The sequence below is a fragment of the Ulvibacter sp. 2305UL32-6 genome, from assembly GCF_058148545.1.
This window is the reverse complement of the sequence record NZ_JBYVKA010000002.1, coordinates 614,558-628,422: the sequence shown is the minus strand read 5'-3', so window position 1 is coordinate 628,422 and position 13,865 is coordinate 614,558. Positions and strand designations below refer to the sequence as shown.

Sequence of the window (13,865 nt, the reverse complement as noted above, 5' to 3'; positions counted from 1 at the left end):
GATTAATAACCTTGATACGGACCAGTAAAGGCAATGTAAGAACCTGTATTAGAGTATAATTCATTAATTATGTGATAGTGGTACTCTTCTTCGCCTAGCGTATATTGTGTCGTAGTTGTGTGACCTCCCGATGCATCGAGATCTGTAGGATAGGTTCCGGTAGAATTACATTTTCTTCCGTAGAGAAAAACACCATCTATAAGGATTCCTACTAGATTTTCATCATCGTTAGTAAAGGCTTTAGGCTCTAAATGATAGTGATATACACCGGGGCCAATGTGAGCTCCTGTCCAATCTAAGCTGGCAGCCGCCTGATCTAACGGGCCATTACCTTCTTGGTCATTAAATATGGAAGCTCCACTCACGGCAATCCCAATGGTATTTAACTCGGTAGCAACAGTACTTCCAGTTAAGTTTGGTGTAGCATCTACAGTAATGGTAACTGCATTATTGTTGCTCGACATAATAGAAGGTGTAGTCTCTACATCTGGTTCCTCTCTATATAACGGGTGACCCTCTCCCCAATATACTGTTTCGTGGTTGGGTAAGCCTGTCGTTTCAATAACTACGTTAGATCCATCTAAATAGATCGTGGTCGCTTCGGTGTTAAAAGCCGAAAAAGCAGCGTGTAATTCAGTTACCACTTCTTCATCTTCTTCCTGTGTCGTTGAATCGTCACTTGAACAGGCTGAAAATGCAAGGAAAGACGCGGTTGTTAGGAGTACTATTTTAAAGGAATTTTTCATCTTTTTTATTTTTTAATTGATTGTAAGAATTTGAATAATTTGATTTAAATGAACGTTCGTAGGTAAAATCTGAACCGGCTGGAACGAAACGGAATTCGGTTTTCAGAGAGGTTGTTCGTTTCATACTATTATGTGTTTATTGGTGAATTCTGCTTTAATGCTACACCAAAGTAATCACTTCAAGGATACCAAAATGTATCAATCAACCTACAGGTACTAACTTTAAGCGAACTCGCAGTTTTATTCAGTTAAATAAAAATGATCAGATTTTCAGAAAGAATTTTTACTATTATTTCGGTGGAAAAGAACTAGCAATATTTGAAATCATAAAACGATAGCAGGGGTCACTTTTTTAATTCATTTTTTAATTTGACAGCAAGGTTTTCTGTTTTTTTTCGAAGGTTTTTTGTAAGCCCTATATGAATTTCAGTTTGTAATAATTGATCAATGACGGTATTTTGATATTCTCTGCTATTTAAAAGATCTGAATAATTTGATTGCTGCACGACGCTTCTTACTTGAGCATATTTTTTGTTTGTCTTCGGAAGCAAATCAATTAATGAAATGTGTTTTTCAATCACTGGTTTTAGTCGGTTGTCAACAATGTTTCTGATCTTTACCTCCTGATTTTTAAATATGGTGATTTCATTTGGGTAGGCTACAATTTGACTCTTTAGTGACTCGTCTTGAAGAAATTCAAATTTGTTGGTATTATTGATCGAATGCAAGGCATCATTTCTCAAATTTGTATTTCTGAATTTTACCTGTACAATAAGATCTTTTGTCTCTTGCGGTAATTGTTGTTTCTGTTCGCCTACGTATTGAAGCGAATTTTGTAGAGATAGTACGTTGTTATCATATCGAACGATAGCACTATCCAAGACGTTTAGATTTGTACGCAACTCCTCATATAAACTGTCGTAGATCTTTAATTCAACAATTCTATTCTTTCTTATTTCGTTTAGATCGTTGATCTTCCATGCAATTAAGATCCCTATTACGATCAATAGAATTTCTCCGATAGCATAGAGCAGGTAATTTTTGAACTTACCATTGAGTATCATCTTTCTTCGAAATTTCCCGAAAAACGTCATTAGCATTTTGAATTAAATAGTGTGTAGAGAGCCTTTATATATCCCATTGAGGGGCTTTAATGATAATTAAAGCCCCTCGCAAAGGAATAACTCGTTTAGTAGGAACGGCTAATTCAACTAGGAGTTAAGTTCTTATTGATAGTTTGAAAAATTAAACCAGCAAATTTAATGGGTGGATGTACTATCTGCGAGGTTGGTTAAGATCACCTTCGTCTTCTCTTGGTCTTTCTCCATTAGGCGGGCCTTGACCTGGTGGTGGACCGTGATGCTCTTCTTCAAATTCACCCATTAAACAACGAGGCACATAAGGGTATTTGTCCGTAATTAGATAGGCATAAGTTCCATTTATCTCGGTACCGTTGCAGGCATCGAGATCTCCTAACCCCTCTACATATTCCCAGTCTGATACAAAGGTGCCGTCGGGATGACTCGTGTCGATAGGAACATCTAAATGGTGCCCTGGTCGGTTATAAGAACAATCTTCACCTTCACGATTTTCGTCATACAATTTATAACTGGGGCTATAAACGCCACTTTTGGAATAATACATAGCGAATCCATCTTTTGCAAACCCAACGTGGACTAAATCTTCTCCCGTATCAAATTTTTCTATCATTGAGGTTGGTGTACCGTGATAATGATATGCACCTGTGGGTTGTACATGCGCATTGTTAAAATCTAACCCCATATCGATTAGATCTTGTTTTGCCTCCACACGATAGCGCTCACCAGTATCACAGAGTACAACCTCGGCAGTTTCGGGTTCAAATTTGATTCCGTTTAGCGCAACACCGGGTTCTCGAATCCATTCCGCTTTTCCAATATATTTAGGGTTTACGGGCAACGTATAGCTTCTGTTTTGTGGTTTGATCGTGTTTGGGTTTCCTTCATTAGGAAAGGTTCCGGTTTTGTGGTTTGGTAGGGCATTGGTTTCAATTTTGCGCATACTGCCATTCACCGTAACTACGGTTTTCGTTCCGTATTGTTCGTCATCGAGTGTATAGGATTCAAAATAATTTACTACTTCGTGGGTGTGATTACTATCATCATGTGAGTGTGCATCATGATTCGCACTATTTTTACAGCTTGTTATAACTGAAAGCGCTCCCATGAAAAAAGTGTAACGGAGGTAAGTTGATAATGGCATCAGGGTTTTTATTTTGATAATTATGATTTTGTTTTTTTAGAGGTGTGATTAAATGAGTGCCTCGCCATCATTTACGAGGCACTGACCAACTAACCTAACAACTATAAAAAAATTGTTTTTTAAGATTTTGTTAGCGTCGTTCGAACTAATTTGAACGCCGTTCTCTTTTTTCGGGCTTGGGCATTTTTTCAAATTCCTCTTCCGTGATAAAACCATCTTCGTTTGTATCTATATCTGCAAACATTTCTTTTAATGGTCCTTTAACTTCCGAGAGCGAAAGTTTTCCGTCATCATTCTTATCCAATTCGGTTACCACTTCACTAAAAGTTGGTGGGTTTTTTGGTCTTTCGCGTTTCGATTGTGCATTTGAAAATGTAATTCCGAAGCAAACAAAGGCTACTACCAATACTGCTGTTTTTAAAGATATCTTTTTCATACTGTCAATAATTTAAATTGATATTTGATAGAACAAATGTCGCGAATAGATACATGTGAAAGGTGCGTTTTCAGTGAATCTACACCACTTTTAAGTAAAAGTGCTGTTTAATTCAAATTGGTTTTAGTAGTTGCTATAAAAGTAAAGACCCCACGATTAAATCGTAGGGTCTTTTTCTAAATTACGGCTTGTTGATTCTAACGAATGTTTAGTTTTTAAGGATCTTGATCACCTTAGTATCATTGATCGTAACAAGATACATTCCTTCAGAAAAACCTGAAAAATCGATTTGGATTGGGGAAGAACTATTAAATGATTCGCTGTGTAGTACTTGTCCTAAAACCGATTGAACTCGAACCGACGTAATAGCCGCTGATGGATTTTCAATAGTTAGCAAGTTGTTCGTTGGATTTGGATAATATTGTAAAGCTGCCAATGCATCAAAGGAGTCTACCGCAAGGATCAATTCATTGTCATATCCAAAGGTGGGGTCTTTAATGATAAAATCTCCTGTGCCATTGGGTATTCTCGAATAGCTCAGATCTGTTTCTTGTTCACCGAAGGTAATATTCTCAATGATAGTTCCATCAGAATACGATAAAATAGCGCTTTCACCATTTGCTGAAAACTTTACATCGGCATGTAGTCCGGTTTGCTCAAGATCGCCATCACACCAAATAATGAGATAGCTATTTGGAGCCATCGTAAGGCCATCTGGAAATTCCCATTTTAATAGATCGCTTGCATCATCAGAAAGGTACAAACCATCTAAACTTAACGTTTCGGCAGAATTATTATACAATTCTAACCAATCATCAAATTCTCCATCCTGATCGGCTGCAGTTGTTTCATTGTCTGCCATTAATTCATTTACCACAATAGAACCTACTGGTAATGGATCATAGGTTGCGTTTACCGTATAAAATTCATGCTCAGCTCTAGCTGGTGAGAAAGCTCCAATATCATCATTTTCTGAATAGATGAAGTATTGGGTATAATCATTTGTAATGGTAAAGTCAACGCCATACACATTATCTCCAGCTGCACCGTCGTTATGTGCGCCATCATCAAACATTTGAGTTTTTGTAAATGGTCCGTACTGATCGGTTCTGTACCCTAATAGAACACCGTTTGTATTGGCATTAACGGCAGTAGTAGTAAAGGTTACCACATCACCAACCGTTGGATCTGTATTTGAAACATTCACATTAGAAATAGTTGGCTGCACAACGGTAAAATCATTGAGTGCAGACAAATAATTTCCTCGGGCTCCCATAAGGTTGGTTAACCCTGGTGCAGTGTTCATACCTAAATTATAGTCTGTATTAATATTTCCGTTGAACTGAGCATAGGTATAAAACTTATTGAAATCGGCTTGAACCGCTGCATCAATGATATTTTGATAGTCGTTTGCCATCGTCAAATAATTCGAATTTGTGATATTTTCAGTAAGAATTGTTTTAAAATGGGCTAAGTACATTTTTTTGTAACGAGGAATTGCAAGTAATTCTTTTACCAATGGGAAGTCATTACTATCATCGTGTAACAAATGATCCATTTCGGCCTTTTCTGTTGTAGTGTTTAAATCACCGCCACCAGGGCCGCCACCAGAACCTGTCATACTGAAAGTGCCAAATGACATGTTCAAATCCCAAACAACCGAGTTAAATACACCTGCATCCGATTGATACAAATAATAGTTTTGTTTAAAGGCTCCAATATAACTATCTAGATTAACCAACACATTATCAAATGCAAGCATCCAAAGGGCTCTGTCAACATCTAATACAGATTCGATATTTGTAATGTCATTGTTTAAGATATTGGTCAATTCAATAAGATCATTCCAATCATCAGTGCCATCAGATTTTATTTCGTAAGCTTCTTCATAATTGCTGCTATTGGTTCCTAAATACTCTAAGTTAGGGTAGTTACTTGTTCCAGGGCCAGCTCCATCGGGTGGGCTACAACTAAAGAAGGCGTTACTTTTTGAACCAAATCTAGAATCGACGAACGTTTTAGTAATGGCTTCGGTATTGGTATAAAGGCCAATAAGAACACCATTAACATATACATTGGCGTAGTTTGCTTTTGGTGCATCCATATATTGTCCGGCAATGGCATACGAAACTGTTTCCCGAACAAAAGATGGATCGAAATAAACATTGGCCAGTTTGATGTCTTTATAACCTTCGTAGTCTTGATCTACATAAGTATCAAGTTCAATATGAAACGGATTCTTATCAAAGTTAGGATTGTAAGAGCTATTTCCTTTATATTTTACACCAACCTGATTAAAAATTTCACCGTTGATGGTAACAGATTCGGCTTCTGTGTAATTATTGTCACCTGCTTTTTCAAGGTCTAAGATCTCATCCCAGTTAGACTGTGTAAATACGATCTCGATGGTCTGAATATCAGCAATGTCGTAGAAATCTTGGGAAAAGGATGTGCTCGTTGCAAAAACGCTTAGCATAATGCCCAAAACAAGCGTGAATAATGATTTTAATTGTAGTGTTTTTGGTTCCATATCTATCAGAAAAGTTTTTAAATTGAAGTACAAAGGTGCGAGTATCACTTATATAGAATTTGAGTTTTCAGTGAATTGCCTAAAGTTTTCAGCGAATGGCACATTTCATTTGTTGAAACTTGGTTTTAACACGCTTAGATTCTGTCAATTCTAAAGAACATTACTTTTTATTTCGTTTTATTTGCAGCATGAAAGCGTTTAAAAAGATCCTTTTTCAGCTTATCTTTTGGGCCATTGTTTGGGTTATCCTTGCGTTGGGGCATGAGAACAAGGTTGATTTCCTTGAAAAGAATTGGATGATCTGTGTCATTCAGGTTATTATAATTGTAACTATTACAGTCACTTTGGCGCAGAAGATATTGTCGAAAAAAAATACCAAACTACTTATTGCGTTTGGTTTAGTTTCACTTCTGTTAAGTGCGCTTTTAGCATATCAATTCTCAGTTATTTTACCTCCAAATCATCCGCCTCAGGGGGTTGAACAACATTCTGCAGATGAACTTCCATTAGGGCCGCCAGATGGTGTAGAGTACGATACGTTGGAAGATTCTCTCAACGATGATGCTCGGAGACCCCCTATTAGAAAAGGTCGCGGACAGTTAAATCCGTTTGGACGCTTACTAAATTCACCTTTTCTGATCAACTTTTTATTACTGTGTCTAACCTTTGTTTTGACATCGGTAATCGAGATCTTTCTCTTTGCAAAAAGAAAGGAAGCCGATTTAATTTTGAGTAAAACGGAAACCTTAGAAACTGAACTTAAGTTATTAAAATCGCAGATCAATCCGCATTTTCTATTTAACGCACTCAACAATATCTACGCTTTGTCTGCTATAGATGCCAATAAAACTCAAAAAAGTATTAGCTACCTCTCAAACATGTTGCGCTATGTATTGTATGAATGTGAAAGACCCTATGTGTCGCTTCAGAAAGAAGTTGACTATATTGAAGATTATATTAGGCTATTTGTTTTAAAAAGCAGCAAGGACTATCCTATATATACTGCATTTTCAATGGCAGATGCCCATGTAGAAATTGCCCCGATGCTTTTAATTCCTTTTGTTGAAAACGCGTTTAAACACAGTAATATTGAAAAGATCGATAATACACTTATAAAGATTCAAATTGATTCCGATAGCGACCAGATTGTTTTTAAAATTGAAAATACCCTTGCTGAGAACGAGGTAACAAAAGATGAAGTTGGTGGTATTGGTTTAGAAAATGTCAAAAAACGACTGGCTATATTATATCCCAATAAACACACCTTGAACATTTCCGAAGAAAACGAAATATTTAAGGTCGAATTAATACTTAAAATCCATGCTTAACTGTATCATCATAGACGACGAAGAATTGGCGAGAGTTTTATTGAAATCGTATGTCGATAAACTATCTTTTTTGACATTTAAAGGTGAGTTTGAGAATCCATTGGATGCCTTGGAAATACTGAAGTCCCAACCAGTCGACGTGGTTTTTTTAGACATTCAGATGCCACAACTTAAAGGAACCGATTTTGCGAAGCTTATCCCAGCAACCACGCGTGTCATTTTTACAACGGCATATTCAGAATACGCCTTAGATGGATTTGAATTGAACGCAATAGATTACCTTTTAAAACCTATTACGTTTGAGCGTTTTCTCGCAGCGGTGAATAAGGTGAAAATTGCTTCGGAAGGAACTTCAGAAAGTAGCATACAAACTATCACTATTAAATCGGGCTATGATCTTCACAAGGTAAATTTGGCTGATATTCTTTATATAAAAAGTGACAGTGAGTATGTGATGTTTTATTTAGAAAACCGAAAAATCATGGCCTACCAAAGCTTAAAATCGTTGGTCGAAACACTACCAGCCGCTAGCTTTATGCGTGTACATCGATCTTACATTGTGAATAAAAATGCAGTGACAGGAATGAAAGGTAGAGATCTATTGATCGGGACTAATATCATTGCTGTGAGTGATTCTTATTACGACAAAGTAAAAAATGAATTGTTTTAAAACTTAGGAAACATATATATAAAACTATCTAAAGCCTGTGAGATCTCTCACAGGTTTTTTTTGTCCCTTATTTGTCAAGTTAGCTCGTGTAGGCGCATATTTTAACATAAAAAGGATTGGTTTTAACATTATTCAGAAAATGTGTAACCCAAATGCTTTGAACAATAAGTTTTATGATTTCTTTAAAATGAATTGTTGCCTGATTGTGCTAGATTAGTAAGAAATGGTCTAAATAAAAAGTTAAATAAGACCATTAATTTAAATATGACTCCCAACAATGGCGGGTTTATAATCTAGAAAATATGGAAAATTGGGTCTATGCTTCGCTGCCGATCTTAGGAAAGGTAGCAATATCGGTTATAATAGTTTTTACGATAATTATAACCATTACACGAATATCAGGATTGAGAACCTTTGCCAAGATGTCTAGTTTTGACTTTGCCTCAACCATTGCTATTGGTTCGATCTTAGCTACCATTATTCTCGATACTAACCAATCGTTGGTCAAAGGAGCGATCGCTTTATCGGCTATTGTACTTTTTCAAACCTCTTTTGCCTTTGCGGTTAGAAAATCAAAGACTTTAAATAGACTTTTTACAAATGATCCCATCATTCTTATGAAAGATGGTAAGATCTATTATGAAAATCTGAATAAGACGAATGTTGGGGAGGATGATCTTATCGCTAAGCTACGCGAAGCTAATGTGATCCATTTTGACGAAGTTCTTGCTGTTGTTTTAGAAAGTACAGGAGATATGTCTGTGCTTCATACGAATTCAGACAAAAAACTTATGGAGAAATTGCTACAAGGGGTAAAAGGTTTTAATGTAAAGGGCGCGTAATATGAGCTTTACAGACGTGATCGGGATCCTTGCGGGGATCTTTACTACGGTGGCAGTAATTCCACAGATCTTAAAGGCGATCAAAACAGGAAAAGCTGAGGATATAAGTCCAACCTTCTTTTCGATCCTACTAATAGGAGTAGGGCTCTGGACGTATTACGGCATTGTAAAAAGCGACTGGCCCATTATTATTACGAATGCTGTGTCTTTCTGTTTAAACGGCACGATGCTTATTATTTATTTCAAATCTAAAAATAAGGAAAATGAAAAATATTAGTGAAAAAGAATATACCATAACACATATTGAAGAAGCCGTTCGTGAATTTATTTTAGACGATCATCCCTGTGTTATGGCACAGAGTATCGTTGCAGATGATAATTTAACGATCTGTAATTATGGAGTCATGAACGATGTACTAACCCAGACTAAGCTGCTTCAGGATTTGCAGGAATATCTTGATGATGTCAATTCTGATAGTATGAAGTTTCAAACATTTATTGCCGTTTTTGAAACTGAAAATATATCTACGGAGGTTGAATTTGAGAACAAATTGTGGCAATTGCTTTATGCTCTTCATAAAATAGATGATCGTCCGTGGGATGAGACCACAAGCTCAGATCCCGAATCATCGAAATTCAGTTACAGTTTATTTGGCACATCTTTCTATATCGTTGGAATGCATCCAGAATCTTCGCGAAATGCAAGACAATCGCCGTTTCCTATGATCGTTTTTAATTTACATGGGCAATTTGAACTATTGCGAAGTGCAGGCAGATATGATCGAGTTAGAAACATCATTCGGAGAAGAGATAAAGCCTACCAAGGATCCATCAACCCCATGCTAGAAGACTTCGGAACAAATAGTGAAGCAAGACAATATAGTGGCCGTGCAGTAGATTCAAGCTGGAAATGTCCCTATCATTTTAATAAAGAGTCATGAATATAATTCCGGTAAAATCTGGCGTTGCCTTTCATTTAAAAAAAGGCCAAACCCTAAAAGTTTACGATATTGAAGGTCGGCAAGTTTCTGATATGCTTTTGTATAATGCTTCAGATATTAAAGAAAAGATCTCCTCTGGTAAGACTTTCGATTATGAAGAAACTATTTTATTGACCAAAGGAAATTATTTGTGGAGCAATAGGAGTAATAAAATGGTCGAAATTCTGGAAGATACTAATGGGAGAAATGATTTTCTCTTAGCACCGTGTGACCCGAAAACATTTAAACACTTTTATAATATGACAGGCGATCACCCCAGTTGTTTTGGAAATTTATATAAAAATCTAAAAGAATTTGGAATAGAAAAGGACGATATACCTTCGGCTTTCAACATTTTTATGAATGTTACTTTTGATTCCGCTGGAAAAATTAAAGTAGTGCCTCCAACGTCCAAAGCGGGCGACCATATTTGTTTTAAAGCACAAATGGATTTGATCGTTGGTCTTACGGCTTGTTCGGCAAAAGACAGCAACGGCGGCTCATTTAAACCCATTGGCTATAAAATAATTGATGAATGAAAGGAATCCTTACGATGCGTAGCTGTTTGTTAAACATTTTATAAGTTTTCGGAGGGCCGTGTAATGCTCCGTATCTTTAAGAGACTTAGCCTATATAAATAAACAATGTATGAAAGCCATTTGGAATAATACCGTCATTGCAGAAAGCAATGAAACTGTTGTCATTGAAGGAAATCATTATTTTCCGGCAGCAAGTATTCACAAGGAGTTTTTTAAACCCAGTGAAACTCATAGTCATTGCCCATGGAAAGGTGAAGCCTCGTACTATAATGTTGAGGTAGATGGCGAACAAAACAAAGACGCGGCTTGGTACTACCCAAAAGTTTCTGCATTAGCAAAGAAAATTGAAGGGTATGTAGCTTTTTGGAAAGGAGTTGAAATTGTTGAATAGTTCAAAAATTGGCTTAAGTGGCGGTTGCCATTGGTGTACCGAAGCTGTTTTTCAATCGCTTAAAGGTGTTTCGAGTGTAGCGCAAGGCTATATTTCTTCCGCAGAGGAAGTTGGATCTTTTTCAGAAGGAATTATAGTAGTGTTTTCTTCCGAAATCATCACACTTGAAACCTTGATTGAAATTCACTTAAGAACGCATCAAAGTGCCTCCGATCACGCTTTACGTTCACGCTACCGATCTGGAATTTATACCTTTTCCGAAGAACAAAAAGAAGAAGCGATACTTTTGTCGAAGAAATTTCAGTTATCTTTTAACAAAACTTTGGTGACGAAAATATACGATTTTGGTATCTTCAAGCATTCAAGACAGTCTTTAAAAAATTATTATTACAGCAATCCCAATAGGCCATTTTGCGAGCGCTATATAGATCCTAAGTTAAACATGTTACGTGAAAAATTTGGTTTACACCTGCGTACAGAGCGTAGCTTACCACTAACAACCATATGACCATAACGACTAGAAAAAGGAAACTCACTGATGCTTTTATAGCAGTGCGCGCGCAAACAGAAATGCTTTGTAAGCCTTTAGAAACTGAAGATTACAGTATTCAGCCCATCGTTGATGTGTCTCCGCCCAAATGGCACCTTGCCCATATTACGTGGTTTTTTGAAGAATTTTTACTTCGGAAGTTTGACGTCAACTATCAAGATTTTCATAAAGATTTCGCGTATTTATTTAACAGTTATTACAACAATGCTGGTGATCGTGTCATTCGACCCAACCGTGGCCTCATGACGCGTCCTACAGTTTCGCAAGTATATGCCTATAGAAAGTATGTGACACAACATGTTTTGGATCTATTGGAGCAAACTGAAGATGAATCTGTTTTAGATTTACTTGAGATCGGCATAAATCATGAACAGCAACACCAAGAATTATTGGCCTACGATATAAAATATATTTTAGGACATCAACCGCTGTTGCCTTCATATGAAACTACAATGCATTTGTCGCCCGTTGAAAATACGCCTTCCTTTGTTCATATTGCTAAAGGCATTTACGAAGTAGGACATAAGGATGATTCATTTTGTTTTGATAATGAAATGGGCGCTCATAAAGTGTATCTGCAAGATTATAAAATAGCAATGGCTCCCGTTACCAATGGAGAATATTTAGAATTTATAAACGACGGCGGCTATAAAAATTTTAATTATTGGCATGCAGAAGGTTTAGATTTTATTAGGAATAACGATATAAAAGCACCGATGTATTGGCACAAAGTAAACGGTGAATGGCATTATTACGATTACGATGGTTTAAAAAAAGTAGATCCTAACTTAGCTGTAATGCATGTGAGTTTTTATGAAGCTTTTGCCTATGCCGAATGGAAAGGAATGCGACTTCCCACCGAATTTGAATGGGAAATTGCGGCGCCACAAATAAAACACGGACAAGTTTGGGAGTGGACAGGGAGTGCTTATCTGCCATATCCTAACTTCACCAAAGATGAAGGTGCCTTAGGCGAATATAACGGGAAATTTATGGTGAGTCAGCATGTACTTCGTGGAGGCTCTATAGCCACGCCAAAAGGACATTGCCGGACTACATATCGCAATTTTTTTCACCCACAGCACCGTTGGTTGTTTTCAGGAATTAGACTCGCAAAATAGATGAATAAACAGTTTGCAAACGATATCATTTCAGGGCTTTCTGCTTCAGAAAAACACCTGTCTTCGAAGTATTTTTATGATGATGCGGGAAGTAGGATCTTTCAGGAGATCATGCAAATGCCCGAATATTATTTGACCAATAGCGAATTTGAGATCCTCTCAGAGCAAGGTCAGCAAATTTACAGTGCGCTTCAGTTTAAGGAACCGTTTAACATTGTAGAATTAGGAGCTGGAGATGGTTCAAAAACATTTCAGTTGCTTAAATATTTGGTTAATAAAAAAGTTGATTTCCATTATACACCCATAGATATTTCTCAAGAAGCGATCGATATCCTTTCAGAAAAGTTAAAAGAGAAGTTGCCGCAACTTTCTATTCAGCCAAAAGTGGGCGATTATTTTGAAATGCTAAAGGAAACCAAAGCCGATAAAACCCCTAGCTTACTGCTTTTTCTTGGTGGAAATATTGGAAATTATTTAGAAGCAGAGGCGTTAGCATTGTTGCAATTATTTTATCAAAATATGGATAAAGGCGACAAGCTTTTGATTGGTATGGATATTAAGAAAAACCCTATAACCATCCATGAAGCCTATTTTGATCGTCACGGAATAACTAAGCGCTTTAATATCAATTTGCTAAAAAGGATCAATCGTGAGTTTGAAGCAGATTTTGATCTCGAAGCATTCGATTTCTATTGTCATTACAGTCCGGAAACTGGGGAGGTGAAAAGTTATCTTGTAAGTTTAGAAGACCAAGTTGTTGAGATCAAAGGACTTAAAAAGAGCTTTCAATTTCAAAAAAATGAATTGCTTTGGACTGAACTTTCAAAGAAATACGCTATTCCTGAAATTGAACAATTAGCTGAAACGTCGGGCTTTAAGGTGCTTACGCATTTTAAAGATAGCAAGCAATATTTTACCGACAGTCTTTGGGTAAAGTAATCACATCAAATCCTCTAAATTCTTAGCGGCATCCTGTTGAGATTCCAGTTTTGTCTGGTGTTCATTGATCACCTTGAGTAAAGCCTCTGTAAGATCTTGCTCATGCTTCTGCAAAACCTTAGTGTAATGTTGTATAACTTCGGCATCAAGTTCCATACTTTGGTTGATGAGGTCAAAATCATTTTCCATCGCAAAACTACTTTTTATATCCTGCCAACCACGTTTTAAAGAACCAACAAAACTGCCGTCTACATCAATAGAAGCCTGCGGGTCAAATATTTTTAGTGCGCTTATTAGTTGTTGTGCAAATTTCCTACGAAGTTCGGTTTGAAGTTTTAAAAAACCTTGAAGTGATTTTGCATCTGCCATACTTACTGCGTCAAGAAAAATACGATGATGATCGTTATGTAAAGTAATGGCGGCGTTTATTTTTTCGGAAATGTGCTGCTTCGACTTCATGATAGTTTAGTTTAAATTCTTTAAATAGATTTCTTTGTTTAGTAATTTGAGTTAAAGTTTGGTATTTAATAATAGCCTTAAGGGCAATCAGAA

Annotated in this window: 16 protein-coding genes; 10 read left to right on the top strand and 6 right to left on the bottom strand. The window is 36.7% G+C overall.

Annotation, left to right across the window (positions count from 1 at the left end; genetic code table 11):
* Positions 1–2: 2 nt before the first annotated feature.
* The 5 genes from ACY2RU_RS08680 to ACY2RU_RS08660 form a co-directional block, all read right to left on the bottom strand.
* Positions 3–746 carry a YHYH protein gene (locus tag ACY2RU_RS08680; RefSeq protein ID WP_490138047.1) on the bottom strand — a complete coding sequence of 248 codons (744 nt, stop codon included), beginning with the start codon at positions 744–746 and terminating at the stop codon, positions 3–5.
* A gap of 344 nt (positions 747–1,090) precedes the next feature.
* Entirely contained in the window at positions 1,091–1,840 is a 750-nt protein-coding gene (locus ACY2RU_RS08675; RefSeq protein WP_490138046.1) for a hypothetical protein, read from the bottom strand.
* A 181-nt stretch (positions 1,841–2,021) separates the two neighbouring features.
* Complete coding sequence (locus tag ACY2RU_RS08670; RefSeq protein WP_490138045.1) at positions 2,022–2,951, bottom strand: YHYH protein; 930 nt, start codon at positions 2,949–2,951, stop codon at positions 2,022–2,024.
* Positions 2,952–3,132: 181 nt separating this feature from the next.
* Positions 3,133–3,423: an EF-hand domain-containing protein gene (locus ACY2RU_RS08665; RefSeq protein WP_490138044.1), complete on the bottom strand. Its 291-nt coding sequence runs from the start codon at positions 3,421–3,423 to the stop codon at positions 3,133–3,135.
* 208 nt (positions 3,424–3,631) lie between these two features.
* Entirely contained in the window at positions 3,632–5,953 is a 2,322-nt protein-coding gene (locus ACY2RU_RS08660) for a CotH kinase family protein (RefSeq protein ID WP_490138043.1), read from the bottom strand.
* Between the two features lie 188 nt (positions 5,954–6,141).
* On the opposite strand from ACY2RU_RS08660, the gene ACY2RU_RS08655 reads away from it, so the two are divergent.
* The 10 genes from ACY2RU_RS08655 to ACY2RU_RS08610 all read left to right on the top strand — a co-directional run bounded on the left by ACY2RU_RS08655 (position 6,142) and on the right by ACY2RU_RS08610 (position 13,313).
* Positions 6,142–7,281: a sensor histidine kinase gene (locus ACY2RU_RS08655; RefSeq protein ID WP_490138042.1), complete on the top strand. Its 1,140-nt coding sequence runs from the start codon at positions 6,142–6,144 to the stop codon at positions 7,279–7,281.
* Positions 7,274–7,951: a LytR/AlgR family response regulator transcription factor gene (locus ACY2RU_RS08650; RefSeq protein ID WP_490138041.1), complete on the top strand. Its 678-nt coding sequence runs from the start codon at positions 7,274–7,276 to the stop codon at positions 7,949–7,951. The genes ACY2RU_RS08655 and ACY2RU_RS08650 overlap by 8 nt, the downstream gene beginning before the upstream one ends.
* Before the next feature lie 302 nt (positions 7,952–8,253).
* Entirely contained in the window at positions 8,254–8,793 is a 540-nt protein-coding gene (locus ACY2RU_RS08645) for a DUF421 domain-containing protein (RefSeq protein WP_490138040.1), read from the top strand.
* Position 8,794: 1 nt separating this feature from the next.
* Positions 8,795–9,070 carry a SemiSWEET family sugar transporter gene (locus ACY2RU_RS08640; RefSeq protein WP_490138039.1) on the top strand — a complete coding sequence of 92 codons (276 nt, stop codon included), beginning with the start codon at positions 8,795–8,797 and terminating at the stop codon, positions 9,068–9,070.
* On the top strand, positions 9,057–9,734 hold the full coding sequence (gene gntA / locus ACY2RU_RS08635; protein WP_490138038.1) for a guanitoxin biosynthesis heme-dependent pre-guanitoxin N-hydroxylase GntA: 678 nt from the start codon (positions 9,057–9,059) through the stop codon (positions 9,732–9,734). The genes ACY2RU_RS08640 and gntA overlap by 14 nt, the downstream gene beginning before the upstream one ends.
* On the top strand, positions 9,731–10,312 hold the full coding sequence (locus tag ACY2RU_RS08630) for a DUF1989 domain-containing protein (RefSeq protein ID WP_490138037.1): 582 nt from the start codon (positions 9,731–9,733) through the stop codon (positions 10,310–10,312). The genes gntA and ACY2RU_RS08630 overlap by 4 nt, the downstream gene beginning before the upstream one ends.
* A 109-nt stretch (positions 10,313–10,421) precedes the next feature.
* Positions 10,422–10,703: a DUF427 domain-containing protein gene (locus ACY2RU_RS08625; RefSeq protein ID WP_490138036.1), complete on the top strand. Its 282-nt coding sequence runs from the start codon at positions 10,422–10,424 to the stop codon at positions 10,701–10,703.
* The gene (locus ACY2RU_RS08620) at positions 10,696–11,211 is read left to right on the top strand and encodes a peptide-methionine (S)-S-oxide reductase (protein ID WP_490138035.1); all 516 of its coding nucleotides are present in this window, start codon (positions 10,696–10,698) and stop codon (positions 11,209–11,211) included. Before ACY2RU_RS08625 ends, ACY2RU_RS08620 begins: the two co-directional genes overlap by 8 nt.
* On the top strand, positions 11,208–12,374 hold the full coding sequence (gene egtB / locus ACY2RU_RS08615) for an ergothioneine biosynthesis protein EgtB (RefSeq protein ID WP_490138034.1): 1,167 nt from the start codon (positions 11,208–11,210) through the stop codon (positions 12,372–12,374). The genes ACY2RU_RS08620 and egtB overlap by 4 nt, the downstream gene beginning before the upstream one ends.
* Positions 12,375–13,313 (top strand): L-histidine N(alpha)-methyltransferase, encoded by a 939-nt coding sequence (locus ACY2RU_RS08610; protein ID WP_490138033.1) that lies wholly within the window; start codon positions 12,375–12,377, stop codon positions 13,311–13,313.
* Here the strand turns inward: ACY2RU_RS08610 and ACY2RU_RS08605 are convergent, their stop codons facing one another.
* The gene (locus ACY2RU_RS08605) at positions 13,314–13,772 is read right to left on the bottom strand and encodes a DUF2383 domain-containing protein (RefSeq protein ID WP_490138032.1); all 459 of its coding nucleotides are present in this window, start codon (positions 13,770–13,772) and stop codon (positions 13,314–13,316) included. It abuts the gene before it with no gap.
* Between the last annotated feature and the right edge of the window lie 93 nt (positions 13,773–13,865).

Coding starts and splice junctions, on each gene's coding strand:
- ACY2RU_RS08680 (WP_490138047.1), bottom strand. CDS start 746: ATGAAAAATTCCTTTAAAATAGTACTCCTAACAACCGCGTCTTTCCTT.
- ACY2RU_RS08675 (WP_490138046.1), bottom strand. CDS start 1,840: ATGACGTTTTTCGGGAAATTTCGAAGAAAGATGATACTCAATGGTAAG.
- ACY2RU_RS08670 (WP_490138045.1), bottom strand. CDS start 2,951: ATGGGAGCGCTTTCAGTTATAACAAGCTGTAAAAATAGTGCGAATCAT.
- ACY2RU_RS08665 (WP_490138044.1), bottom strand. CDS start 3,423: ATGAAAAAGATATCTTTAAAAACAGCAGTATTGGTAGTAGCCTTTGTT.
- ACY2RU_RS08660 (WP_490138043.1), bottom strand. CDS start 5,953: ATGGAACCAAAAACACTACAATTAAAATCATTATTCACGCTTGTTTTG.
- ACY2RU_RS08655 (WP_490138042.1), top strand. CDS start 6,142: ATGAAAGCGTTTAAAAAGATCCTTTTTCAGCTTATCTTTTGGGCCATT.
- ACY2RU_RS08650 (WP_490138041.1), top strand. CDS start 7,274: ATGCTTAACTGTATCATCATAGACGACGAAGAATTGGCGAGAGTTTTA.
- ACY2RU_RS08645 (WP_490138040.1), top strand. CDS start 8,254: ATGGAAAATTGGGTCTATGCTTCGCTGCCGATCTTAGGAAAGGTAGCA.
- ACY2RU_RS08640 (WP_490138039.1), top strand. CDS start 8,795: ATGAGCTTTACAGACGTGATCGGGATCCTTGCGGGGATCTTTACTACG.
- gntA (WP_490138038.1), top strand. CDS start 9,057: ATGAAAAATATTAGTGAAAAAGAATATACCATAACACATATTGAAGAA.
- ACY2RU_RS08630 (WP_490138037.1), top strand. CDS start 9,731: ATGAATATAATTCCGGTAAAATCTGGCGTTGCCTTTCATTTAAAAAAA.
- ACY2RU_RS08625 (WP_490138036.1), top strand. CDS start 10,422: ATGAAAGCCATTTGGAATAATACCGTCATTGCAGAAAGCAATGAAACT.
- egtB (WP_490138034.1), top strand. CDS start 11,208: ATGACCATAACGACTAGAAAAAGGAAACTCACTGATGCTTTTATAGCA.
- ACY2RU_RS08610 (WP_490138033.1), top strand. CDS start 12,375: ATGAATAAACAGTTTGCAAACGATATCATTTCAGGGCTTTCTGCTTCA.
- ACY2RU_RS08605 (WP_490138032.1), bottom strand. CDS start 13,772: ATGAAGTCGAAGCAGCACATTTCCGAAAAAATAAACGCCGCCATTACT.